The sequence below is a fragment of the Acinetobacter brisouii genome, from assembly GCF_008993995.1.
Taxonomy (GTDB): domain Bacteria; phylum Pseudomonadota; class Gammaproteobacteria; order Pseudomonadales; family Moraxellaceae; genus Acinetobacter; species Acinetobacter brisouii_A.
On record NZ_BKNN01000006.1, the window covers coordinates 34,755 to 57,472 of the forward strand.

Genomic DNA, 22,718 nt, shown 5'->3' on the forward strand with positions numbered 1-22,718 from the left:
GCTTAGGCTATTTAAAGATTAAGCCAACTGTTTAGTTTCCGCAAGGCTTTGCCTATAATAGACCGTCATTTTTGTGTTGGAATAGTCCCATGACTCAAAAGATTCAAGCAACGGATGTTACAGAAGAAGAAGCACAAAATGCGGTCTTTTTTGAACGTACCGATGAATTTATTAAGCTAGCAAACGAGTTTTGCCGTCCTGAAAAAGGTCAAAAACCTCAGCCTGTTGAGTTGCGTGGACAAGTCAGCGCTGCCATGCTTTTTGCTACTGCCCGTTTTAATACATGGGTGGCTGCCAATAACTTCAAAGATGGTGATGAAATGCGCGATGCAAAAGAGCAAGTGATTTCATACCTGATGCAACAATTTCACATGATGCTTGAAGATAATTTTGATGAATATTGTGAGCAATTTGAAAACTATTTACGTTTCCGTAAAAATGAAGATTTTCATACTCACAAACATGATCATGACCACAATCATTAAATCATCATCGACCCACCCATAAAAAAATGAGCTGTTATCAGCTCATTTTTTATGTCTTATCGACATGATTTATTGCTGAGATTTTGCAATAAATGAACTGGCTTGTACTTTGCCATAGGGATCAGCCATTACCTCAATATAATGATCCAATTGGATATATTTTTTAATGACAGCATCCACGTCTGCTTTACTTAATCCTGCAATTGCCTGATCTCGCTGTTGACGAGAGAGCATGGTTTTTCCACGTTCGAGCTGACTATTGAGCATCTGATGAATAATGCGACTGTCTTCAAGGCTCGTGACTCGTTTTTTCAAGATGTTCGCTTTTGCCGCTTCAAGTTCTTGTGGAGTCACCCCATGTGCAAGTAAATCTTTGAGAACTGTGTGAACAGCTTGTGACGTTTGTTGCGCTTTATCGGTCGTATAATTCGCTTCTATGCTGAATACACCAACCGAATCATGTAAATCTAGATCCAAACTACTTGAGAACCCATAAACCAAATGATTCTTTTCACGCAACTCTTGACCTAAACGTGAAGATAGTTGTGAATCACCTAAAATATAGCTCAGAACTTGCAAAGCTGGAGCATCTGCATCATCCATACCCACAGGCAACAGTAAAAGCCCCTGATAATGACCAAATTCGCGTTGTTCGGCTTGTACATGAACTTGCTGTGCTGGATAGACTTGATATTTTGAAGATAAACGCTGATAAGGTGCTGAAGATGACCATGTTGCCAGTTTCTGATTCATAACTTGACGAATTTGAGCGACATCAAAATCACCTGTTACGGATAACTGAGCATGATTAAATCCCATAAACTGTCGATAAAGCTGCTCTACTTGGGCTTGCGTTGCAGATTGCAGTTGTTGCTTGACTTGCTCAGGCTCAAAATGAAACCGTAAATCGCCTGCTGTGTACTGCTCAACAATCCGCGACATGGTTAAACCTGCAACAGTTTCAGGTTCAGTATAGGGACGATTCAAACTTGCCAGACTTTGGGATTTAATTAAATCAAACTGACTCTGTTCAAAGCTTGGATGCTGCAAAATACTTAAAATATAATTAAAGTACTCAGTGAAATGCTGTTTATTGACGCGAATCTGTATCTCCAAACCATTATCTTGACTCACCACTGTCGCCTGACCATCTGCCGCAATTGAATGATCAATAATCTGCTGTAAGCTCTGTTGATCTGAACCACGCAAGAGCAAATATGCCGTTAAATCCAAAACCTGCCCTTTATTCCATAATGACTTTTCTGTACCAAAATTGAGATTAATACTGGCATAGACTTTATTGTCATTTGTGGTTGTTGGGAAAAGTGCATACTGCAAACCATTTTTTAACGTACCACGCTGGATTTTTTGCTCTGTTGTCTGCAAATATTGCTGTGAACGTGTCAAATAATCTTGAGTTTCCTGCTGATATTGTTTGACGTCTTTGACTGGTTCAGCTGTGACATTTTCAGCAGATTGACTTTTTGCTTGTCGGCTTGCTTGTTGTGGTTGGATGGCTTTTTTTTGTGATTCAGGCGTTGGCTGAATATCACCAGAGAGACGATGTTCTGCAATCAGAAATTGATTGAGTGTTTGATTTACCTGTGTTGAAGTCAGATTTTGTACAGCATCTATATCTGTAAAATATTGCTCCCAATGCCCTGCCGAAGATACTGCATAATCACTCAACCGCCCACCCAGTGCAATCGAATTACTGGTAATACTCTCCACCTGATTTTTAAATAGACCTTTTATACGATTCAGGTCTGTATCATTGAACTGCGCAGGTTTCTCAACATTTTGCACAAGTGCTTGAGAAATTTGCTGTGGATTTTGATTGGGTGCATAAATCGCTCCCATAAAAACCACATTAAAATCTTGATCTAACCATGTCGTTGCTTGAACGGTTGTTGTCATTCCTGTTTCAACCATTGTTTTATACAAGGAACCACTCGGTTGCAGCGTATACAAATAAGGGGCAACTGCCAAAACAGGTTGAATACTCGGATTACGCCCATTCAAGTACATATTCACTTTGGCGAGATCACTACCTTTCTGCACACTAAACTGACGCTGACGAATTTTAGTTGCATCTAGCATTGGAACTTTTGCCATAGCAGGCACAGGATGTGTATGAATATGTGAAAAGTTTTGTTCAATACTTTTCAGGAGTTGTGCTTGATCAAATTTTCCAGTCACGACCATAATTGCATTATTGGGTGCATACCATATCCGATAAAACTGGTTGAGTTCGTTCATTTTGATTGATTTCAACTCATCTAGATCACCAATCGGCAAACGCCCCAAAGCCTGATTGCCATAAGCAGCTTTAAACATTTGATCCATCAACACCGCAAAAGGTTGATCTAAACGTAATTCCCGTTCACGGCGTACAATCTCGATCTCCGTTGCGACAAATTTCTTTTGTAAAACCAGCTTATCCATTCGCTGTGCTTCCAAATAAAGCACCTGATCAATCACTTTTTGCTCTGGGCGAATAATATTGGTGTATTTGGTTGAGTAATAGTCAGTACTGGCATTTGTCGCCAATGTATATTGATCTAAACGACGTTGAAATTCATTGCCCTGTACATCTTGTGTGCCTTTAAATGCCAAATGTTCCAATAAATGTGCCAAACCTCCTTTTCCCTTAGGATCATTTAACGAGCCTGTTAAATAAATGGTATTCATAAAGACTTTATTTTCATTATTATTTGGTGCAAGGATAACCCGTAACCCATTCTCTAATTGATACTCACTAATTTGATGCTGACTTTTCACTAAAATGGGTTGTGCAAAACTTGTGGTTGTCCAGCCAATTAGACACAGTGATAACGTGAGTTTCTTTAATTTTTTGAACATTATAATGATCCGATTTGATAAAAATCTGCTTGAGTTGCAAGATGCAATTTTGGAAAACTAAGTAATTTAATATTTAAAAAAATCATAATCTTATGATTTAAGTTGTCATGAATGAGCAATTTACAATATAAGTTGCTTAATTGCTCTGATTGACCGATCCATGCTGTTGATGTTTGACTTTAACCCACTGATACCAGCCATAGACTGCCATGAGCACAAATGCAGCATACAGACCCGCCGTAAGATATAAGTCTTTATAGATAAACATGCCCACATAAATAATATCGACAACTACCCAAAGTGGCCATGTTGCAATATGCTTACGACTTGTCCAATACGTTGCTAGCAGGCTAAATGCTGCCAACTGGGCATCTAACATAGGAACAGCTGCATGGGTAAAATGCTTCAAGCTTAAACCAAAAATCAGACCTGCTATTGTGGCAAGTACCAACTGCCATGCAACTGTCGAATAAGCTAAAGGTTCAATCTTAATGTCATGATCAACTTGCTGACCTTTCATCCAAACAAAGAAGCCATAAAAATTGACCACAGAGAAGAAAATTTGCAAAATCACTTCACCATACAACTGATAAGTGAAAAACAAATAACCATATAAAATATAAGCCAGCATATTAAATGGCCAACACCACATATGACGCAACACGGTTAGCCCAACACCAATTAAGCTGACAATGACCGCAAAAATTTCTAAATTTGACATGGAAAACACACACTATATCGTTTGGGCTAAACGACCAGATTGAATCGTTAAGACTTCATCGCCCATTTGGCTAAAGCATTGCTGACAGTAATTGATAAAGTATCAACATATCGGCTATATAAATCAGAGATCAATAACACACTGCTCAAACAGATCAACACCGAGCACAATACGGCAAGATCATAATTAAAGCCCAGCGCCATAAACCAGTTAAATGCAGGAATACAAATCAGATAAATCATCATCATGTGTAATAAATAAATTGAGAATGATAATTTACCTAAATAAATCAATGGTTTTTTATCAAAAACATCTGAAAGCTGCTGACAGAGCAAAATACTATAAACAATCAAAATACCTGAGAAGAAATTACTGTAATCATAAGTTCTCCAACCCAAAATTTTATATAACCAGTGATATGCATGGCTGCTATTGTGCACCCCTGCGAAATACAAACCTGCAAGAAACATTCCCCATGCCAAAACGGGTTTGATTTGCCGACCGTATAAATACATATAACAGCCAATCACAAAACTCGACATACCTAAAAAGAAACGTTCTGCTTTCCACAAGGCACACAGAGGTAATACAACTGAAGCAATATAAAATAGAGGTTTTTTATAATGGTAAAGTAACAATAAAATAAACAGTAAAATGGAACCAAACAATTCAATTTGCATTGTCCAAAGTACCCAGTTACTGCCACTTTCAGCAAATAAAAATGCACCTATGCTGCCCTCATAAGCGGCTTGCTGCAAACTAATTTCCTGAGTTGCATAAGCTTGTAACCAACCATTAACCAAGTCACTGTTAATATGGGTATAACTCAGTGCCAACCACGCCAAAATACAGGAAAAAAATGCGGGGATTGCCAAACGTGGATAGCGCTTAATCGCCATTTCAGCCACTTTTTTAGGGACATTTTGATGTCTTAAAATCGCATAGCTTAGAACAAAACCACTTAAGACAAAAAACACAAAAACGGCTGCGGTACCTGAATACCAAAATGCAAATGGTGAGTGATGGATAAAATAATCCCAACTGCCATGTGCGCGATCATCTGGGCTAAAATGGTGTAAATATGGATAGAAGCTCAAGGAGAGGTGTGAAAACACCACTGCTAAACATGCCAGACCACGAATACTTTCTGCTGCGTTTAATTTTGCCATAGTGGTAGTGGGAGCAATAGGGAGTTTAAAAACTTGCCAAGCATAGGACTGAATCTTAATTCATGCAAGAATAAATCACAAAAAGCCCCTGTAACAGGGGCTTAGATCACAGATTTAGAACTTAATCCACGCGTACAATTTCGCCATGTTCATTGTGATGAACAACGCAGATTTTTTGCTTACGTCCCTGAGCGACTTCTTGCTCTGGCAGATCAAAATGGCGGGCATAATCATTGATATTTTTTGCTTTAACATGTTTTACCGTGTGTGCAGGAATCAACTTACACCACAAGCACAACACTGCCGCACAGGTCAACAAAGTGATCATATCCATTTGTAGACCAAACCAAAATGCATTGAACAAGCGATGAAAACCATAAGGCTGATTTGCACTGATTAAACCGATTAAAACCACCATCGGACGCCACAATAAAAACCACACACCCCAAAGCATTGCAGTTGAAGTGGTCGACATATAACGCCTATGCCAAGGCAACTGCGCACGTAAGTCAATAATTAACGAATTTGTACTCATGAGTCTATACCTAAGTGATCGATGATTTTAGCGGATACCGCGATCTGGGCTTACCCAGCGCGCACGTTTACCATCCCCTCTCATCAATACTTTTGGGAAGGCAAGAATGCTAGCAGTGACCGTAATCAGCCAAAATACGAATGGATACCAAATCATCCAATAATAATTTTTCAGTAAACCTGGCTCATAACGACTATCCATCCATTTACTAATCATGAACTGGAATAAGCAGGTTGCACCTAATAAGATACCTGTACCGTATGGGAGAAATGGTGAGCTCATGACAGGTAAGACATGATTAGGAATAATTAAATCCACTAACCAAATACAAGCTACCAACAACATTAAATACGACCATACCAATGTCAGAAGCAATTCTAACATGAGTGGCCACAAAAAATTCAGACCTGGTTTGAACAGCACGTCAAAATTTTTAATCAGAACTTGCGCGCCACCCATTGCCCAGCGTAGACGTTGTTTGTATAAGCCTTTTAAGGTTTCAGGCATCAAAATCCACACCAGCGCATTGGGTTCAAATTCAACATCCCAACCTGCACGCTGCAATTTCCACGTAATATCGATATCTTCAGTCAGCATATTTGGAGACCAATAGCCAACTTCGTGTACAGCACTCTTACGAAATGCTGTAATCACACCCGATACCGTAAATAATCGTCCAAATACACGCTGAGCGCGTTTAATCATACCCACAATCGATGAAAACTCACCCACCTGAATACGTCCAAGTAAAGTTGAACGTGTACGGATACGTGGATTTCCTGTCACTGCTGCAATTTTTTCATCGGCAAGAAAATGTCGAATCATCCATTTTGCAGCATGTGGGTCAAGCAAAGCATCACCATCAATACCAATGAGGAACTCAGCATCGGTTAGTAAACTCCCTGCTTGAAGCCCCATTGCTTTACCTTGGTTTTGCGCTAAATGTACAACCCGCAATTTTTCAAATCGCCCTGCCAAACGGTCTAGCACTTCGCCTGTATTATCTGAACTTCCGTCATTAATCGCGATCACTTCAAAATCGGGATAATCCAATTTTAGTGCATGACTAATCGTTTCTTCAGCATTATCCCCTTCATTAAAGCAAGGAACCAGTACCGCAACCTTTGGGTATGAAGGTAAGTCTTTAGGTTGAGTATAAACGGGGTCTTTGCGTTCTTTCATGTAGAACACAATTGCCCCGATCATCCACAAATAGGACATAAATAACGGATAATAAAATACAAACTCTAAAGCAGAGTGCCAAAAGTGCTGTAACGCAGACATAATGCTCAAACTCCTACGGCACTATGCGATCTGATTTAGAATCAAAGGCTTTACGCATGATATCCACATTTGGCAATTGTTTAATTGGATCATCTGGATAATACGCCACGTGTAAAGCACCTTGTTTATAGAGTGACTCAATGGTATCACCCAACTCTTGCGATGGTACAGGCTCATTGGTACGCCAGTTTTCTGCCTGTAACTCAAATACGGTTTTGTGCAAGCCATTCGGATAAGATTTCACACGATTCACAATATCTTGATAGAACTTATCTTTATTTTCCGCCTGCTCCATATATGGCATTGCCATAATTGCAGTAAAGTCATAGCGTTTTAAAGACTGCTCTAAGGATTGTGCATACCAATTTTCTGCATAAGGATTTAAAGCCACTTGTGCATATAAATTACGGGCAGTCATCAAAAATGGTTGATATTGGCGCACTTCACCTGCCAACTGTAAGGCAAAGTTATCAATATAATTGGTTTTAAACTTTGTCCATTTTTCCAGTTGAGCATCATTATTACGAACTTGCTCTAAATTGGTAGATAAACCTGCTGATGCATAGGCTTTCAATGCATACGGGCTTGCATCTTCATAATCTGACAATGTGGTATCGTCATGGAACAAGATGCCATTAAACGTTGAAGATTTCGCCAAATCTTGATACAAGCCTTCAATCACACGACGCGCTGGAGCAGAAAATGGGCTTAAACGGATATAACCCATATTTAAGTGATCACTGTTTTTCGGCTGCTGAGTCACAACCAAATCTTTCGATACAGGATTTGACTTTGGCAATTCCCATGCAAGGAGTGGCATCCACGCATATAAACGAGTCACCTGTGTACGGCTTTGAATTTGCCAAGCAACACGGTTGAACAAATCGGCACGTACAGGAATATAACGGTTCGGGAAATACACCATATCGGCTGAACCATTGGCATCTGGATCAGAGAATGCTTGTAAATATACTGTAGTGATATGCATTTGCTGGATACGATCTAGCAAATTCCCCAAATTACGTTCTTGTTGTGCTGGATCTGGATCATAAATGTAGTCTAAGTCAACATGCATGATCTTTTGTGGACGGTAATTGTCACCCCTGTTTTTATCACGAATCTCAATTTCGCGTGACAAGCTGTTCAAGGTCATGTCATGTTCAACCAAGATACGGTTAATCGCACCCAAAGACTTTTTCAGATAGACAGGGCCATCATCTAGACTTACTGTAATTGGCATGCCTAATTCTTTGGCAATACGGACTGTTTCCAAGTTATAACGACCATATGGCCAAACCATCACGCGTGGTGAAGGAATACCATGTGCTTTAATCAAGTCATTATTTTTCTTTAAGTCATCATAAATACGTTTGGCATAAGCACCATCACCTTCATAGGTTTTGGTTTTTGCATCATAAAAACGTGTGGTTGCCGCAGGTTCAGAGTTTCCTTGCGGGTTGCCTATGATACCACGGTGTAAATTGTAACTGTGGCTAGCAATTTCAACATAACCACTTTGGCTCATTTCTTTGAGTTGAGCCCAAGTTAAAATCTTGTTACGTGCAATTTCTTCATCACCAAAGTTCACCATCTGGTTTGGTTTTGGCTCTAACCAAGAACCCACTACAGCCAAAACCACAGGAACTTTGTTGGCTTTCACAAATGGATAAACATTTTGATAAAAATTTTCATAGCCATCATCAACTGTTAATAACACAGGTTTTTCAGGTAAAGAGATTTTACCCTGATGTGCTTTTAGAAGCTGATCTACACTAATAAAGTGGAAACCATTTTTCTGTAAGTAGCGAACTTGCTCTTCAAAATGAGCTGTTGTGACCGAATATTGCGGAATCAACGCATCTTTATCATCAGTCACTTCGTGATAACCAATCACGGTCAGCGTTGTTGGATTAATTTTTGGCTTCTTTGCAGAAACAGCCTGTGTCATACCAACAGCAGCCATACCAACGCAAGTTGCAAGTACCGAACTTAAAAAGCGATTAAACATAATATGCCTGTTTTATAAATCGTGATGTGACCAATCTGATATGACATTTCAAACATTCAAGTCGTAGAAACAAGCTTTTATATTGCATGATGCTTCAGATTAGTAAGTACGATATATTTTCAAAAATTAAACTGAAAACAAGCTTAAAAGTTTGGCTGTTTGCTGGAAACATCCTGACATTCATCTTGTGATTTTTTTCAAAATCTAGTGAAATTTTTAAACTTAAAACCAGAAACAAAGTTGAAGAAATTCATAGATCTGATAAAGATATAAACTGATTTTAGGATAAAAAATTGTGTGATTTATAAAATCATCATGTCTTTTATCTACATAATCAATTCAGATCTTACAATTCAGCACATCTTCGCGACATAATTTAACACACTTGGATTTCATTTTTTTGACATAGATCATTTGGCAGATCACCAAATGATCCCCCATCAAAACGGATTACTCATCGCGAGTTTTGACATCAAATAATTCGATTTCAAACACCAAATTTGAGTTTGCTGGAATAATTTTTCCGATCTTGCGATCGCCATATGCCAAATGTGCAGGAACCCGTAATTTACGTTTACCACCAACGCGCATTCCGATAATGCCCTGATCCCAACCTTTGATCACACGTCCTGTACCAATGACACATTCAAAGTACTGACCACGATCAATTGATGCATCGAACTGAGTTCCATCTTCTAACCAACCTGTGTAATGGGTCGTAATCAAAGCACCTTTCACTGCTTCTTTGCCTGTTCCAAGTTTAAGATCAATAATTTCCAACTCTTGCATGATGAGTCACATCCAAAATCAAAATGAATCGGTATTTTACGATTTTCCAGAGATAAACCGATGCCTGACCGTTTATTTTTTCTTAAAAAAAAGACTCACGCCCAATATGTAACCACAATGTAAAAACCATGCTGTTTTTTTCAGCATGAAATACACATTTTATTCACAATTTTACACTTTTCGAGTAACACATTTTTTACGACCTATTCACAAAAATATTGCTTCTGTGCTCAAGCCGTAACTCAGATGTGATTTTTTGTCAGATGATTTGCCGTTTTGCTATGCGCCACTTACGATGAGTTCACATTCAGATTGATCCAAATCAGATGAATGAATCGAAGACTTTAAAGGATGCCATTTTATGAAACTTGTCAAAATTCTACTTGCAACATCTCTAGCAACAACATCGATTGCGGCATTTGCAGCAACGCCAAATGCTTCACCCAGCACAGTAAATCAGGATGGTAAAGTCGTGGTTTCCACACAAGAACAAGGCAACAGCACCACCAGTGGCAGTTTAGACAATAGTGCCCAAGGCTCAACACATACTGATCAAACGCTGCAAAACTCAACCACACCGAGCCATGCATCGGGTCAAAGTAAATCCAAGCACTAAAGGAAAAGACCCAAGACAATACGAAGTTGTATCAATTAAATAAAAAAAAGACTGTGGTTGCTACCCACAGTCTTTTTTTCACTCAGCAAAATTTAGCCTTGTTTTGCACTTTCTTTAAAGATACTACAAGATTGGTGGTGATTTTCTTGTAAACGTAATTGCTTACGCTGTTCAGCCGCCTCAAAACGGCAGCGTTTCCACTCATTATCAAGTTTCAAAGGAGGTACTGCTTGCGGTTGACCATGTTCATCTACGGCAACCATGGTAAAGAAACAACTATTGGTATGACGCATACTACGACTACGAATATTTTGTGCCTCTACACGAATCCCGATTTCCATTGAAGTACGACCTACATGGTTGACACTTGCAAGGAATGTAACCAACTCACCTACATAAATCGGTTCTTTAAACGTTACTTTATCGACAGATAAAGTCACAACATAACTACCCGAATAACGGCTTGCACAAGCATATGCCACTTGATCCAGTAATTTTAAGATGGCTCCACCATGTACATTCCCTGAGAAATTTGCCATATCAGGTGTCATTAACACCGTCATGGTTAATTCAGATTGGTCATCCGCTGACTGTAGAACTTGATCTAAAGGTGACATTAAAACACTCTTCGACTAAAGAATAATTGACAAGCGTGGATTATAACCGATTTTTTTATTGTTATTGTTCAGTTTATTCATCAATATTTCAGATAAAAGCACTCAGGATTATACAGCGTATCTTATCAAAATGCGCTGTATTTATGATTTTTCTTAAAAAGATGCTGATCAATCAATCAAAAATTAATGAGATGCGACAAGAAGTTGTTGCTCTTTTTCTTGAATGACCTGTTGAATATCGGCTAATTTTGCCTGTGTTGCATACACACCTGCCAAACGAGTTTGATCACGCTCAGTCACATCAAAAATATGCGCTTTTTCACGCAAGTCAGGTTGAATGACAATATCGGCATGTCGTAATTCGGCATGTGATAACTGTTGCTGCATAATATTAATGTTCTGATTGAACAATCCCCACATATTTGCTGTTTCGGTATATTGTGGTTGAGCCAAAATATCGACCGCAATCACGACATCCGCACCCAGTTGTCGCGCAACATCGACAGGAACAGGGCTGACCAAGCCTCCATCAACATATTCTTTGTTTTGAATCATTGCAGGAATGAACATGCTCGGTATCGCAGACGATGCACGCACTGCTTGCCCTGTATTGCCATAATTAAAGACCACTTTTTTGCCTTGTTTCAATTCAGTCGCAACCACAAATAAGGGGATTTTCATTTTTTCTAAAGGTAGATTTCCAATCTGATCATTAATAAAATGCTCAACTTTAGCCCCATCTAAGAATCCATTTTTACGTAAGGTAATCTCACGGACATCTTGTACTTTCATATTCAGGGCAATCTCTCTAATTTGCTCAGGTGTTTTACCACTGGCATAAAGTGCCCCAACGATACTCCCCGCACTGGTTCCCACAATAAAATCAGGACGAATTCCATGTTCTTCCAAAACCTGAATCGCCCCAATATGGGCATAACCACGTGCGCCACCACTCCCGAGCACTAAAGCCACAACTGGTCGATGCTGTTGCTGTTTAATCTTCTCAAAATCAATTAAATTGGGGCGTACCTGAGCCTGTTCTGTTGTCACGTCATTCACAAGATTCGTGATGAGCGGTACAGGTTGAGTAACGCTGTGCGGGATGCTTTGACATGCTGTGAGTAGCGTCAAACAAGTCGCAGAAAGAATCCAATTTTTCATAAGCAGCATCACTAAAATTACAACAAACAAAGGCAATCGCAGGCATTTTACTGTGAAAGAATAATCCGTTTTGAACTGTTTCTTTACAGTATTGTTTCATTATGATTAATCGTTGCTTTTTACCAAAAAACAACTGGGTTTCTATGCGAATTTTCTTAATCACTTGTTTTCGAATTATTTTATTTTTAGTTGCAAGTCTTTTGACTGTGGACAGTTTATATCTATTATTACAAGGGAAAATTCATATTGGGATTGTGCTGCCACTTTTGATTGGCACAGGTTTTCTGGTGATCACGCTCGCATGGACACAGATTCAAGATTATTTAAATCGGCATCCAAAAATTAAAAAAACTTATTTCATTCTTTGGGGACTGTTTGTCATCTGGCTCATGACCTTGGCAATATTCGCCTATCAACTCAAAAATCATATTCAAGATCAAATCATCAATCAGCCTGTCAAAGCGATCATTGTTTTAGGCAGTGGTACGATTCGGGGACAACCTAGCCCAACTTTAGCTTTGCGTCTTGATCGTGCTGCTCAGCTTGCTCAGCAGCAACCTCAAGCATGGATTGTACTTTCGGGCGGCTTAGATTTTAGTGAGCAACATACTGAAGCAGAGGTTATGGCAACCTATTTACAGCAAAAATACAGATTATCGACACAGCGTATGCTGCAAGAAGATCGCAGCACCAGCACAGAATTAAATCTCAAAAATAGTGCAGTTTTATTGGTGCAGCATCAGATTAGCAAAGATATGCCAATTGCCATTGTTACCAGTGATTTCCATACCATTCGTGCACAGGCGATTGCCAAAAAACAGAACTACAGTCATAGCATGATGCTGGCAGCAGAAACACCGTTAGAAACACGTTATAACGCATGGCTAAGAGAATACTTTGCATTTATGAGTGGAAAAATTTTGCAGGAATATTAAGTCACGATAAATAAAAAGCCCGAGAAACTCGGGCTTTTGCGCTCACTCAACTCTCAACATCATCGTATTCTATGAATGTTCAGGCAGTTGTTGCACATCCACTTCATTCAAAAGTTGTTGATTTTCCTCACTCAGTTCACGCTGTTTTTTGGTTACCAAGAAATACACATAACCCACTATCACAAACCCGACAAAAATCGCGCCAATTGTCCCGTTGTAGTAGAACATCGCCACAAAACACACCACTGCAATCACTAAAGCAATCCCTGGAATAATTGGATAACCGGGTGCCATAAATGAACGGTTCAAGTTCGGTTCAGAACGGCGAAGCTTGAACAAGCTGAGCATACTCATGATGTACATCAGCAATGCACCGAAACATGCCATAGTGACAATCGCAGCCGTTAAGCTCATGCCTTGAATATTAATGATATTATCACTAAAGATGGCAGCGATTCCGACCACACCACCCGCAATAATCGCACGATGCGGTGTATTGAATCGAGAAAGTTTTGCCAAGCTTTTTGGTAAAAACCCTGCACGACCCAAAGCAAAGATTTGACGTGAATATCCTAAAATAATACCGTGGAAACTTGCCACCAAACCAAACAGACCAATCCACACCAACATATGCATCCAAGATGAATTGTTGCCAACAACTGCTTTCATCGCTTGTGGTAATGGATCATTAATATTCGACAGTTTGCTCCAGTCACCTACACCGCCTGCAAAAATCATCACCAAGAAAGCTAAAACCACCAGTGTCAAAATCCCTGTGATATAGGCACGTGGAATGGTACGTTTCGGATCTTTGGCTTCTTCGGCTGCCATCGCTGCGCCTTCAATTGCCAAGAAGAACCAGATCGCAAATGGAATAGCTGCAAAATACCTGACATTGCAGTCCCGCTAAAATGATTTGAACCCGCCCAACCATTCAGCACAAAATTTGAAAAACTAAAGCCTGGTTGTACTACCCCAATAAACACCAGTAGTTCAATCACCGCCAAAACAGTCACAATGAGTTCAAAAGTAGTAGCGATCTGTACCCCCACAATATTGAGTCCCATAAAGACAACATAGGCACCGAGTGCAATCATTTTAGGATTGATATCTGGAAATTGCACATTGAGATAGGCTCCAATCGCCATCGCAATTGCAGGTGGTGCAAAGACAAATTCGATTAATGTGGCAATTCCTGCAAGGAATCCCCCTGTTTCGCCAAAGGCTTTGCGACTATAAGCAAAAGGCCCGCCTGCATGTGGAATCGCAGTGGTTAACTCAGTAAAACTAAAAATAAAACAGGTATACATGGTCGCAACGATGAGCGTTGTGACTAAAAAGCCCAGTGTACCCGCGACTCCCCAACCGTAACTCCAGCCGAAATACTCGCCTGAAATCACGAGTCCAACGGCAATCCCCCACAAATGAAAGGTTCCTAGTGTTGGTTTTAGCTGATGACTCATTGCAGCACTCCTCTCAACAGAAGAATAGAAATTGTTTGATGCAACACCCCTGTTGCACGTCCTTGTTTAGATAATGCGTCGGGCAACAAGCAGAAAACTTGACTTTAAATGACGAGTTTTATTGGTTTATTGTCAAGTCGACAAAAATCAATCTCGCATACGCTGTATACAAATCATGGAAATCTTCCCATGCCACATTCAACATGACATGGTGAACAGACGAGGTCAGCACGGTATGAATCACGTAGAACAAAACGAATATTTAGATGCAAATACGCTCCTAATGCTTGCTGAACAAGCAATTTTGCAATATCCAAAAGCCTACCAAGGACAGGTCAAACTGCTTTGCCAATCTGAAAATGCGACTTTTTTAGTGCGTACCGATAAAGCCCGCTATGCTTTACGCATTCATCGCCCGAACTATCACAGCAAACAAGATATTGAGAGCGAATTACACTGGCTTGATGCACTCACCGAAAGCGGAATTGCTGTACCTCAAGCCATTTTGAGTGAGCACGGCGAACGCGTGCTGACACTGGCATTAAGCGATGGCACAACCCGTTATGCCGCCCTGTTTAACTGGGTTGAAGGCGATATGCCAACCACAGAAGTCGATCCGACTGCGTTTCAGCAACTTGGACAAATCACGGCGAAACTACACCGCCACAGCAAAACTTGGCAAATGCCTGACAGTTTCCAACGCATTATCTGGAATCACGACACCATGCTCGGTGCAGAAGGTCACTGGGGCGACTGGCGCAATGCGCCGTATTTAAAAAAATCGGATCACGAGATTATTGAAGAAGCTGTAGCACGTATCGGCAGTGACCTAAGTACGTTTGGGCAATCTGCTGATCGTTATGGTCTGATTCATGCTGACTTACGCCTAACCAACCTCCTGCTGCAAAATGACCGTATCGGCGTAATTGACTTTGATGACTGTGGCATGAGCTGGTTTATGCACGACTTGGCGGCTGCGATTAGTTTTAATGAACATCATGCTGCTGCACCAGAATGGGTAGACAACTGGATTGAAGGTTATGAGCGTGAAGCCCATATCAGCAATGAAGAATATGCACTGATTCCAACATTTATTATGCAACGTCGTATTCAGATGATGGCGTGGGTTGGTTCACATGCACAAACCGAAATGGCACTCAGTTTAGGTACCGATTGGGCAGATCACACCGTTCGCCTGTGCAAAAAATATATGAACCATCAACAACTGCCTGTTGGTGCTGCATAAATCTTGTTGAATGAAACTTCTACCATCAAGCCTTTATTTTTCCTTGTGGGAGAAATGTAAAGCAGGTGTCAACAAGGATGAAAGAAGTCTGTTATATTTTCATATTGAATATTTAATCACCACGGACAGGTGATTCCCCTTTTAAGCAAATGCATGCCACTGCCATTTCAGGATTCCTCAGTTGGTATGCATTTTGCTTAATCTAATGAATATGTGATATATGGAGATTTCATATGATTCAGATGCGTCACATCGCCAGTTCTTCGCAACTTTTTCAGTCTAATATGGGTAATCAAGGCGTGTTGTCGGCTGCGGCATCAGGTTTGAGCGACTTTATTGTGCAAAAAGGTGCCGATGTCGACCGTGTCTTTGGTATCAGTGGAATCAATCCTGAGTTACTCTCAAGCCCGACATTAAGCTTGCAACTTCCTAATTATTGTAAAGTTTTAGAACAAGCCGCTCACATTTCAGGCTGTGACAACTTTGGTTTGCACTATGGGCAACAGTTTCAACCCAAAGAACTGGGGTTAATTGGTTATATTGGTCTGTGCTCTGCTACACTAGAAACTGCACTGCGCAATATGGTGAGCTATTTTCACCTGCATCAGAAAGATACTTTAACCCGCATGGTCGAACAGCAAGATTGCTGGCGACTGGACTATCAAGTCCAACATGGTGCAATTTTAACACGTCGCCAAGACGCTGAACTGACCATTGGCATGTTTATGAATGTGATTCGTGGCGTATTGGGTTCACATTATTCACCCCGTGAAATTCACTTTGAGCATACCCGCCCAGAATACTGGCAAGAACACAGCAAGTTGTTTAATTCAACCGTGTATTTTGATCAGCCATTTAACTCGATTGTGATTCCAAAAAAAGATTTAATGCGTGATATGCCAAGTAGCGACCCTCTGCTACTGACCATGATGCAAGATACCTTGCAACTCCTCAACCAGTCCAATACCACACAAGGTTTAAGCGATCAGGTTCGTTCACAGATTCAACTGGCACTGAGCGAAGGTGAACCCAATTTGGAACATATCGCGGATGATTTGGGAATGTCGAGCTGTTCCCTAACCCGTCGCCTAAAATCGGAAGGCATGACCTTCACATCACTGGTCGATGGTGTGCGCTGTGAGCTTGCTGAACATTATATGAAACAGAAAAATATCCCGATTTCTGAAATGGCATTTTTACTGGGTTATTCAGAAGTCAGTGCTTTTTCGCGTGCATTTAAACGCTGGTTTGGGATTAACCCAAGACAGTGGCGGAATTAATGTTAGACTTCAAAATACAATTCTAAAAGCATTACCCCCTTTATATGGCAAACCGCATCCGCAAGATCGTGATGAAAATGTCGAACTAGAAACATCCTAAATTTCTATCACCGAGCCTTACATCCTTCTCGCTTTGGGAGAAGGCTAAGATGAGGGTATATAGTGATAAAAGAAACCGCATAAAAAAAGCCCCATCTGCTGATCGGGCTTTTTTGCAATGAGATGTTTTAGAGTTTAGCCTTTGAGTTTAGTAATCGCTTGATCCAGCGCATTCACCAACCAGTCAATGTCATGCGCTTGGAATGCTAACGGTGGACGAAGTTTCAAGACATTGCCATAAGGCCCTGCCACTGAAGTCAATACACGATGCGTATTACGCAATTCTTCAATCAAATCGAGTGCTAACGCTTTATCAGGCTTTTTGCTGTCACGGTCTTTAACCAGTTCAAAACCGATAAACAGACCTGCACCGCGCACATCACCCACGCATTCGTGTTTATCCATCAGTTTTGCCAGTTCAGCCTGTAACAATGCACCGACTTTCTTACTATGCGCTTGCAATTCTTCTTCCTGAATCACTTTCAATACTGCTTGTGCCGCAGCCATCGACACAGGGTTACCACCAAAGGTATTGAAATATGGAATCTGGTCACTAAATGCCGCCAAAACATCGCCTTTTGCCAACAAACCAGACACAGGAATACCATTCCCCATAGGTTTACCCGTAGTAATCACATCAGGAACAATCCCGTGGCGCGCAAAGCCCCAGAACGCATCGCCTGTACGCGCAAAACCAGGTTGTACTTCATCGGCAATAAAAATCCCGCCATTGGCATGCACGACATCTACTGCTTTTTTCAAGAAGCCGACTGGGTTTGGCATCACGCCATCTGATGAGAAAATCGAATCTGCAAGGAAGCCCGCAAATTTAATACCGTGTGCTTTCATATCATCAATTTGTTGTTGGATTTGTGCAGCAAACCAGTCGCCTAAATCTTCAGTTTGAATACGGTAATAATCAGGCGCAGGCACTAAGCGTGTGGTTGCATCCAAAGCTTGACCTGTACCTAGTGCAGGTGAACAGCCAGACGTTAAACTGCTGGTGCCATGATAGGCTTCTTGCGACACAATAATCCCTGTACCACCGCTGTATTCACGCGCAATACGAATCGCCAAGTCATTGGCTTCTGAACCTGTACACATATACATGGCGCGATCGACTTCGCTCGGAACCGTTTTAAGCAACTCTTCAGTGTAATCCAGAATATTTTCATGCAAATAACGCGTGTGAGTATTGAGCATTTTCATTTGGGCATTGACTGCTTCAATCACCGCAGGGTGACAGTGCCCAATGCTCGCCACATTGTTATACACATCCAAATACTGGTTGCCCGCAGCATCCCACAAATACTGCCCTTCACCGCGAACCAAATGCACAGGGTTACGGTAAAACAGACGATATGAATCACCTAGAATTTTGCTGCGTTTATCCGTGAGTTTACGTGTTTCTGTATCGAGAGCATCCGCATGTTCAGCACGGAAGCTGTTGGTGTCCATAATCGTTGAGCGTGTATTCATGCGTATTCTCCTGAAACCTGTTTCATACTGACTGAGGTTAATTTTTCTGCATGTTTTGATCATAATCCGCTTTTTTTTAAAATGCAATAAAATACACAAATACTTTTTTATACACATTTAGGCTCGATTTTCGCTCCAATACTCAGTAAGATGAACCCTAGAAAAAATCATGATTGAGAACAGGCATGTTGCAGCAAGAACGCTTACACCGAATTCAGGCGCTCCTGAAAAAAATACAACGCATCAGCACGGAACGCGTGATGCAAGAGCTGGATATTTCTCGGGAAACTGCACGACGTGACATTATTGAACTGGAAGCTCTAGGGGTTGCCAAACGTGTACATGGCGGAATTGTGGCGGTGGATAGTGTTGCCGTTGAAGCACCACTCAATGTACGTCATACCCAAATGGCCAAAGAAAAACGTGCCATTGCCCGAGCTGCACTACAACATTTACACACAGGGCAAACCATCTTTTTAGATGCAGGTAGCACCACTTCAATTTTGGCGGAAGAATTACGAACGCTGTCAGGACTGACCATCATCACCAACAGTCTACAAGCCGTTTTCAATCTCACCATTGGTTATGAACATGAAGCGCCCCCCCATGAAATTATTTTACTGGGTGGACGGGTACAGCAGCGCCCACAAACCCAAGGCGATTTGGTGATTTCTGAGATTTATCGTTATCAAGCCGATGTAGCTTTACTCTCACCCGTTGGAATTGATCCGCAACACGGCGCAAGCAGTTTTTATAGTGAAGAAGCCAATATTGCTCAAGCCATGGTCAAGCAAGCGAAGCAAACCTTTATTTTGGCAGATCAGAGTAAACTCGGTATTGTCAGTCGCGTACGCTATGCACAAAGCCATGAAGTTTCGATGCTGATTAGCAATCAGGAAGCCAAATCAGAAATTGATCTTGCTATTTACCAACAACATTTTCAGCATGTGATTTTGGCTTAATGATTGGCAAACAAAACTTTTTTAGCATAAAAACGTTTCTTTTCCACATACATCTGATCATCAGCACGCTTAAGCACATCTTCAAGGCTTTCATACGGTTCACTGGTGGCTGTACCAATTGCGACACTGATCGATAGACCCGCATGATATTGATTATCCAAATGAAAAAGTTCTTTTAGCGTAATAATCAGTTTTGCAGCCGTGCTTTGATCAGCATGCGGTAAAAGTACAATAAACTCATCTCCACCAATGCGTGAACCTGAATATGGTGGGTTTACAACCTGCTTCACGATCTCACCTGTGCGACGTAAAACATCATCTCCAGCATCGTGCCCGAACTCATCATTAACACCTTTTAGTGCATTTAGATCGAGATAAATCATTGAAACAGGAAATATTTTTTGACGAGCAAGTCGCTTAAGTTCTTCATGAAAAAATGCCCGATTATAAAGTTTAGTCAGCACATCATGTTTGCCCAAATACTCCAAATATGACTCGGCTTTTTTACGTGCGGTAATATCAGTCATCGCCAGTTGCACCATCGACCAGTCATGTTCATAACTTGGAAAAATCGAAAATTGCAGCAACACATGCCGCTCTGAACCATCGAGTGCGTAGTTCACTACTTCACGTTGATGGAACAGATTTCCTTCCCAAAGCTCCATCAGTTGCTCACGAAATGAATTGAGCATTTCTGGGCCACCTAACACTTTGTCGATATTTTCCAGTAAAGCATGGCGATTAGGCGCAAGAAATAAGTCCAATGTTTTCTGGTTAACGTCAAGCACCCGAATACTGGCAATACTATCCCGAATAAATTCAGGATGTACATCTAAAAAGGTACGCAGGTCTTCAATACCTATTTTTCGTAAATGATCCAACTTATGTTTGATTTCACTGAAGTCCTCAACCCACAAGGCTGCTGGTGAATAGATAAATCGCCCTTCTGCCAAAGCACGATTTTTAAATTCTTGCCGACGAGCATTTTGATACGCAGTGATGTCTTCCGTCGTCACCAAAATACGGCTTAAATCATGCTCAGCATCAGGTAAAATTTGCCCACGGAGTTGAATATCAATCCGCTTTCCTGTAATGGAATAATTCACCTGTTCACTGGCAAATTGTAATTCCCCATTCCACACTGCAACCAGTCCATCAATTTGTAGGTTATACATTTCATCACGAAAGATATCGGGCAAATGTGCAATTAAATGTGCTAAATCTCGTGCCTCAAATAAAGTCAGCGTTGCCTGATTGACATCTAAAATTCGGATTTTTTCCACACATTGCCGTACATGCTGTAAATCTTCTGATAAGAATTCACGCAAATCGGTGATGCCTTGCGCTCGCCACTCTCCAAACAAATGCCCAATTTCGCTCCAGTCCTCAATCCACAACGCAATCGGAGCAAGCTGGAAGATATGAAATGAATGGGTGGCATCAATTTGTTGCATCGTTCATCCTTATTGTTATAAATGTGAAATGTGTTAGGTTATTCTGTGTAATAGCACAATCATAACTTGAATAAACACAAAAACTTGGATTTAAATGTAAAAATTATTCAAAAAAAAATCACGCAGGAGCGTGATTTATAAAATGGTGGCTATGACGAGACTTGAACTTGTGACCCCCGCATTATGAGTGCGGTGCTCTAACCAACTGAGCTACATAGCCGAAAACTGTGCGCGCATTATCTTTATTTTTTGTAACAGCGTCAAGCTTTTTTTCAAAAAATTTGGAGAAGTGAGCCTGTAAGCCGGGTTCTGTCGAGGACGATCATTCCTCTAGGCGTACAATCACTCATACGCTCAAGCGACCTACCCGAATCCAGTACGGGCCGTACCTCAGGATTCCTATTTGGTCTTGCTTCTGGTGGGGTTTACCATGCCGTGAACTGTTACCAGACACGCGGTGCGCTCTTACCGCACCCTTTCACCCTTACCTCACGAATGAGGCGGTCTACTCTCTGCTGCACTTTCCGTCGGCTCGCGCCGCCCAGGCGTTACCTGGCACCCTGCCCTTTGAAGCCCGGACTTTCCTCTCCTGCTTCAGTCACGAAGACCTCCACAGCAGCGACCGTCCAGCTCACTTCGGCGCGTATAGTAGCAAATCTTATTCAGAATTGCTTGCGTTTTTTTGAGCAGTTAGTCGTTCATACTTTTCCATGAGCTGTTCTTGCGTTTCTGCATGATTCGGATCGAGTGGAATACAGTCAACTGGGCAGAACAGCTGACACTGTGGCTTGTCATGATGTCCCACGCATTCAGTGCATAAATCGGGGTTAATTTCATAAATCAGCTCCCCAAAGTAAATTGCTTCATTGGGGCAAACTGGTTCACAAACATCACAGTTAATACATTCTTCGGTAATATATAAAGACACTTTACCAACCTTGCTGATGTTTACGCTGAAAGGCTTCAGCGACATGCTGAGGAACAAATTTTGAAACGTCCCCTTTTAAGCGGGCTATTTCACGTACCATTGTCGATGAAATAAATGAATATTGCTCTGCTGGCGTCAAAAACACGGTTTCAAAACTTGCATCTAAGGTACGGTTCATATTGGCAAGCTGAAACTCATATTCGAAGTCTGAGACTGCACGTAAACCACGCAACACGGCTGTGGCTTTTTGTTCATTAAAAAAATTGACCAATAAGCCATCAAAGCCCATAAATTCAACATTATTCAGATGACTCAATGACTGCTGCGCCAAATGAACACGTTCTTCAAGAGAGAAAACGGGGTTTTTGTGATGCCCAACAGCGATGGCAACCACCACCTCATCAAACATTTTGGCTGCACGCACAACCAAATCAATATGACCTTTGGTAATCGGATCGAACGTCCCTGGGTAAATGATGCGTGATTTCGACATCCTCATCTTCTCTAGTTTCCGCTTAGGTGTTGCTATTCTAGCAAAAAGTTGTTTTTTAGCGAAGGAATGCTTTGTTTTCTGTAGAAAAGCTTCACCTTGCGAAAACTTTACGGCACAATAGACGCAGTTTTG

General features: G+C 41.1%; 21 protein-coding genes, 1 tRNA gene and 1 other RNA gene. 6 read left to right on the forward strand and 17 right to left on the reverse strand.

Annotated elements, in window-relative coordinates; genetic code table 11:
* Positions 1 to 89 precede the first annotated feature (89 nt).
* Entirely contained in the window at positions 90 to 485 is a 396-nt protein-coding gene (locus GBN19_RS02860) for a DUF3144 domain-containing protein (RefSeq protein ID WP_151709028.1), read from the forward strand.
* A gap of 69 nt (positions 486 to 554) precedes the next feature.
* Here GBN19_RS02860 and GBN19_RS02865 read toward each other — a convergent pair whose 3' ends face one another.
* The 7 genes from GBN19_RS02865 to GBN19_RS02895 all read right to left on the reverse strand — a co-directional run bounded on the left by GBN19_RS02865 (position 555) and on the right by GBN19_RS02895 (position 9,856).
* Complete coding sequence (locus GBN19_RS02865; RefSeq protein ID WP_151777091.1) at positions 555 to 3,347, reverse strand: M16 family metallopeptidase; 2,793 nt, start codon at positions 3,345 to 3,347, stop codon at positions 555 to 557.
* A 136-nt stretch (positions 3,348 to 3,483) separates the two neighbouring features.
* Complete coding sequence (gene pnuC, locus GBN19_RS02870; protein WP_151777092.1) at positions 3,484 to 4,068, reverse strand: nicotinamide riboside transporter PnuC; 585 nt, start codon at positions 4,066 to 4,068, stop codon at positions 3,484 to 3,486.
* A 47-nt stretch (positions 4,069 to 4,115) separates the two neighbouring features.
* Entirely contained in the window at positions 4,116 to 5,237 is a 1,122-nt protein-coding gene (locus tag GBN19_RS02875) for an acyltransferase family protein (protein WP_151777093.1), read from the reverse strand.
* A gap of 121 nt (positions 5,238 to 5,358) precedes the next feature.
* Positions 5,359 to 5,772: a poly-beta-1,6-N-acetyl-D-glucosamine biosynthesis protein PgaD gene (gene pgaD, locus GBN19_RS02880; protein ID WP_151709032.1), complete on the reverse strand. Its 414-nt coding sequence runs from the start codon at positions 5,770 to 5,772 to the stop codon at positions 5,359 to 5,361.
* Between the two features lie 27 nt (positions 5,773 to 5,799).
* Positions 5,800 to 7,056, reverse strand: coding sequence for a poly-beta-1,6-N-acetyl-D-glucosamine synthase (gene pgaC, locus GBN19_RS02885; protein ID WP_151709033.1), 1,257 nt, complete (start codon positions 7,054 to 7,056; stop codon positions 5,800 to 5,802).
* A 13-nt stretch (positions 7,057 to 7,069) separates the two neighbouring features.
* A complete protein-coding gene (gene pgaB / locus GBN19_RS02890; protein WP_151777094.1) occupies positions 7,070 to 9,064 on the reverse strand; it encodes a poly-beta-1,6-N-acetyl-D-glucosamine N-deacetylase PgaB in 1,995 nt (664 codons plus the stop codon).
* Positions 9,065 to 9,514: 450 nt separating this feature from the next.
* Positions 9,515 to 9,856: an FKBP-type peptidyl-prolyl cis-trans isomerase gene (locus GBN19_RS02895; protein WP_151709035.1), complete on the reverse strand. Its 342-nt coding sequence runs from the start codon at positions 9,854 to 9,856 to the stop codon at positions 9,515 to 9,517.
* Positions 9,857 to 10,214: 358 nt separating this feature from the next.
* Here GBN19_RS02895 and GBN19_RS02900 point away from each other — a divergent pair, with 358 nt between their 5' ends.
* Positions 10,215 to 10,469 carry a hypothetical protein gene (locus tag GBN19_RS02900; protein ID WP_151777095.1) on the forward strand — a complete coding sequence of 85 codons (255 nt, stop codon included), beginning with the start codon at positions 10,215 to 10,217 and terminating at the stop codon, positions 10,467 to 10,469.
* A 92-nt stretch (positions 10,470 to 10,561) separates the two neighbouring features.
* On the opposite strand, the gene GBN19_RS02905 is transcribed toward GBN19_RS02900, so the two are convergent.
* Together GBN19_RS02905 and GBN19_RS02910 are read right to left on the reverse strand one after the other, a co-directional pair.
* Complete coding sequence (locus GBN19_RS02905) at positions 10,562 to 11,086, reverse strand: acyl-CoA thioesterase (protein ID WP_151709037.1); 525 nt, start codon at positions 11,084 to 11,086, stop codon at positions 10,562 to 10,564.
* 183 nt (positions 11,087 to 11,269) lie between these two features.
* Positions 11,270 to 12,256 (reverse strand): patatin-like phospholipase family protein, encoded by a 987-nt coding sequence (locus tag GBN19_RS02910; protein ID WP_151777096.1) that lies wholly within the window; start codon positions 12,254 to 12,256, stop codon positions 11,270 to 11,272.
* A gap of 134 nt (positions 12,257 to 12,390) precedes the next feature.
* Between GBN19_RS02910 and GBN19_RS02915 the strand changes: the two genes are divergently transcribed.
* Positions 12,391 to 13,182 carry a YdcF family protein gene (locus GBN19_RS02915; RefSeq protein WP_151777097.1) on the forward strand — a complete coding sequence of 264 codons (792 nt, stop codon included), beginning with the start codon at positions 12,391 to 12,393 and terminating at the stop codon, positions 13,180 to 13,182.
* 69 nt (positions 13,183 to 13,251) lie between these two features.
* On the opposite strand, the gene GBN19_RS16395 is transcribed toward GBN19_RS02915, so the two are convergent.
* Positions 13,252 to 14,013 (reverse strand): amino acid permease, encoded by a 762-nt coding sequence (locus GBN19_RS16395; protein ID WP_266095372.1) that lies wholly within the window; start codon positions 14,011 to 14,013, stop codon positions 13,252 to 13,254.
* Positions 13,947 to 14,645 (reverse strand): amino acid permease, encoded by a 699-nt coding sequence (locus tag GBN19_RS16400; RefSeq protein ID WP_266095373.1) that lies wholly within the window; start codon positions 14,643 to 14,645, stop codon positions 13,947 to 13,949. Before GBN19_RS16400 ends, GBN19_RS16395 begins: the two co-directional genes overlap by 67 nt.
* 235 nt (positions 14,646 to 14,880) lie before the next feature.
* Between GBN19_RS16400 and GBN19_RS02925 the strand changes: the two genes are divergently transcribed.
* A complete protein-coding gene (locus GBN19_RS02925) occupies positions 14,881 to 15,891 on the forward strand; it encodes a phosphotransferase enzyme family protein (RefSeq protein ID WP_151777098.1) in 1,011 nt (336 codons plus the stop codon).
* Positions 15,892 to 16,133: 242 nt separating this feature from the next.
* Entirely contained in the window at positions 16,134 to 17,171 is a 1,038-nt protein-coding gene (qhpR, locus tag GBN19_RS02930; RefSeq protein ID WP_151709082.1) for an AraC-like transcriptional regulator QhpR, read from the forward strand.
* 234 nt (positions 17,172 to 17,405) lie between these two features.
* Here the strand turns inward: qhpR and GBN19_RS02935 are convergent, their stop codons facing one another.
* A complete protein-coding gene (locus GBN19_RS02935) occupies positions 17,406 to 18,749 on the reverse strand; it encodes an aspartate aminotransferase family protein (RefSeq protein ID WP_151777099.1) in 1,344 nt (447 codons plus the stop codon).
* Positions 18,750 to 18,934: 185 nt separating this feature from the next.
* On the opposite strand from GBN19_RS02935, the gene GBN19_RS02940 reads away from it, so the two are divergent.
* Entirely contained in the window at positions 18,935 to 19,711 is a 777-nt protein-coding gene (locus tag GBN19_RS02940; protein ID WP_151709042.1) for a DeoR/GlpR family DNA-binding transcription regulator, read from the forward strand.
* On the opposite strand, the gene GBN19_RS02945 is transcribed toward GBN19_RS02940, so the two are convergent.
* From GBN19_RS02945 to coaD, 5 genes are all read right to left on the reverse strand, one after another.
* Entirely contained in the window at positions 19,708 to 21,165 is a 1,458-nt protein-coding gene (locus GBN19_RS02945) for a sensor domain-containing diguanylate cyclase (protein WP_151777100.1), read from the reverse strand. The two genes, GBN19_RS02940 and GBN19_RS02945, sit on opposite strands and share 4 nt — an antisense overlap.
* 143 nt (positions 21,166 to 21,308) lie before the next feature.
* Positions 21,309 to 21,385: transfer RNA gene (locus GBN19_RS02950), tRNA-Met, on the reverse strand.
* Between the two features lie 62 nt (positions 21,386 to 21,447).
* Positions 21,448 to 21,803, reverse strand: an RNA gene (gene rnpB, locus GBN19_RS02955) — RNase P RNA component class A.
* A 20-nt stretch (positions 21,804 to 21,823) separates the two neighbouring features.
* Entirely contained in the window at positions 21,824 to 22,093 is a 270-nt protein-coding gene (locus GBN19_RS02960; protein ID WP_111894702.1) for a YfhL family 4Fe-4S dicluster ferredoxin, read from the reverse strand.
* Between the two features lies 1 nt (position 22,094).
* Entirely contained in the window at positions 22,095 to 22,586 is a 492-nt protein-coding gene (gene coaD, locus GBN19_RS02965) for a pantetheine-phosphate adenylyltransferase (RefSeq protein ID WP_151777101.1), read from the reverse strand.
* Positions 22,587 to 22,718: the final 132 nt, after the last annotated feature.

Bases quoted from the DNA above. Each gene is read 5' to 3' on its own strand.
- GBN19_RS02860 (WP_151709028.1), top strand. From the start codon at position 90: ATGACTCAAAAGATTCAAGCAACGGATGTTACAGAAGAAGAAGCACAA.
- GBN19_RS02865 (WP_151777091.1), bottom strand. From the start codon at position 3,347: ATGTTCAAAAAATTAAAGAAACTCACGTTATCACTGTGTCTAATTGGC.
- pnuC (WP_151777092.1), bottom strand. From the start codon at position 4,068: ATGTCAAATTTAGAAATTTTTGCGGTCATTGTCAGCTTAATTGGTGTT.
- GBN19_RS02875 (WP_151777093.1), bottom strand. From the start codon at position 5,237: ATGGCAAAATTAAACGCAGCAGAAAGTATTCGTGGTCTGGCATGTTTA.
- pgaD (WP_151709032.1), bottom strand. From the start codon at position 5,772: ATGAGTACAAATTCGTTAATTATTGACTTACGTGCGCAGTTGCCTTGG.
- pgaC (WP_151709033.1), bottom strand. From the start codon at position 7,056: ATGTCTGCGTTACAGCACTTTTGGCACTCTGCTTTAGAGTTTGTATTT.
- pgaB (WP_151777094.1), bottom strand. From the start codon at position 9,064: ATGTTTAATCGCTTTTTAAGTTCGGTACTTGCAACTTGCGTTGGTATG.
- GBN19_RS02900 (WP_151777095.1), top strand. From the start codon at position 10,215: ATGAAACTTGTCAAAATTCTACTTGCAACATCTCTAGCAACAACATCG.
- GBN19_RS02905 (WP_151709037.1), bottom strand. From the start codon at position 11,086: ATGTCACCTTTAGATCAAGTTCTACAGTCAGCGGATGACCAATCTGAA.
- GBN19_RS02910 (WP_151777096.1), bottom strand. From the start codon at position 12,256: ATGCTGCTTATGAAAAATTGGATTCTTTCTGCGACTTGTTTGACGCTA.
- GBN19_RS02915 (WP_151777097.1), top strand. From the start codon at position 12,391: ATGCGAATTTTCTTAATCACTTGTTTTCGAATTATTTTATTTTTAGTT.
- GBN19_RS16395 (WP_266095372.1), bottom strand. From the start codon at position 14,013: ATGGCAGCCGAAGAAGCCAAAGATCCGAAACGTACCATTCCACGTGCC.
- GBN19_RS16400 (WP_266095373.1), bottom strand. From the start codon at position 14,645: ATGAGTCATCAGCTAAAACCAACACTAGGAACCTTTCATTTGTGGGGG.
- GBN19_RS02925 (WP_151777098.1), top strand. From the start codon at position 14,881: ATGAATCACGTAGAACAAAACGAATATTTAGATGCAAATACGCTCCTA.
- qhpR (WP_151709082.1), top strand. From the start codon at position 16,134: ATGCGTCACATCGCCAGTTCTTCGCAACTTTTTCAGTCTAATATGGGT.
- GBN19_RS02935 (WP_151777099.1), bottom strand. From the start codon at position 18,749: ATGAATACACGCTCAACGATTATGGACACCAACAGCTTCCGTGCTGAA.
- GBN19_RS02940 (WP_151709042.1), top strand. From the start codon at position 18,935: ATGTTGCAGCAAGAACGCTTACACCGAATTCAGGCGCTCCTGAAAAAA.
- GBN19_RS02945 (WP_151777100.1), bottom strand. From the start codon at position 21,165: ATGCAACAAATTGATGCCACCCATTCATTTCATATCTTCCAGCTTGCT.
- coaD (WP_151777101.1), bottom strand. From the start codon at position 22,586: ATGTCGAAATCACGCATCATTTACCCAGGGACGTTCGATCCGATTACC.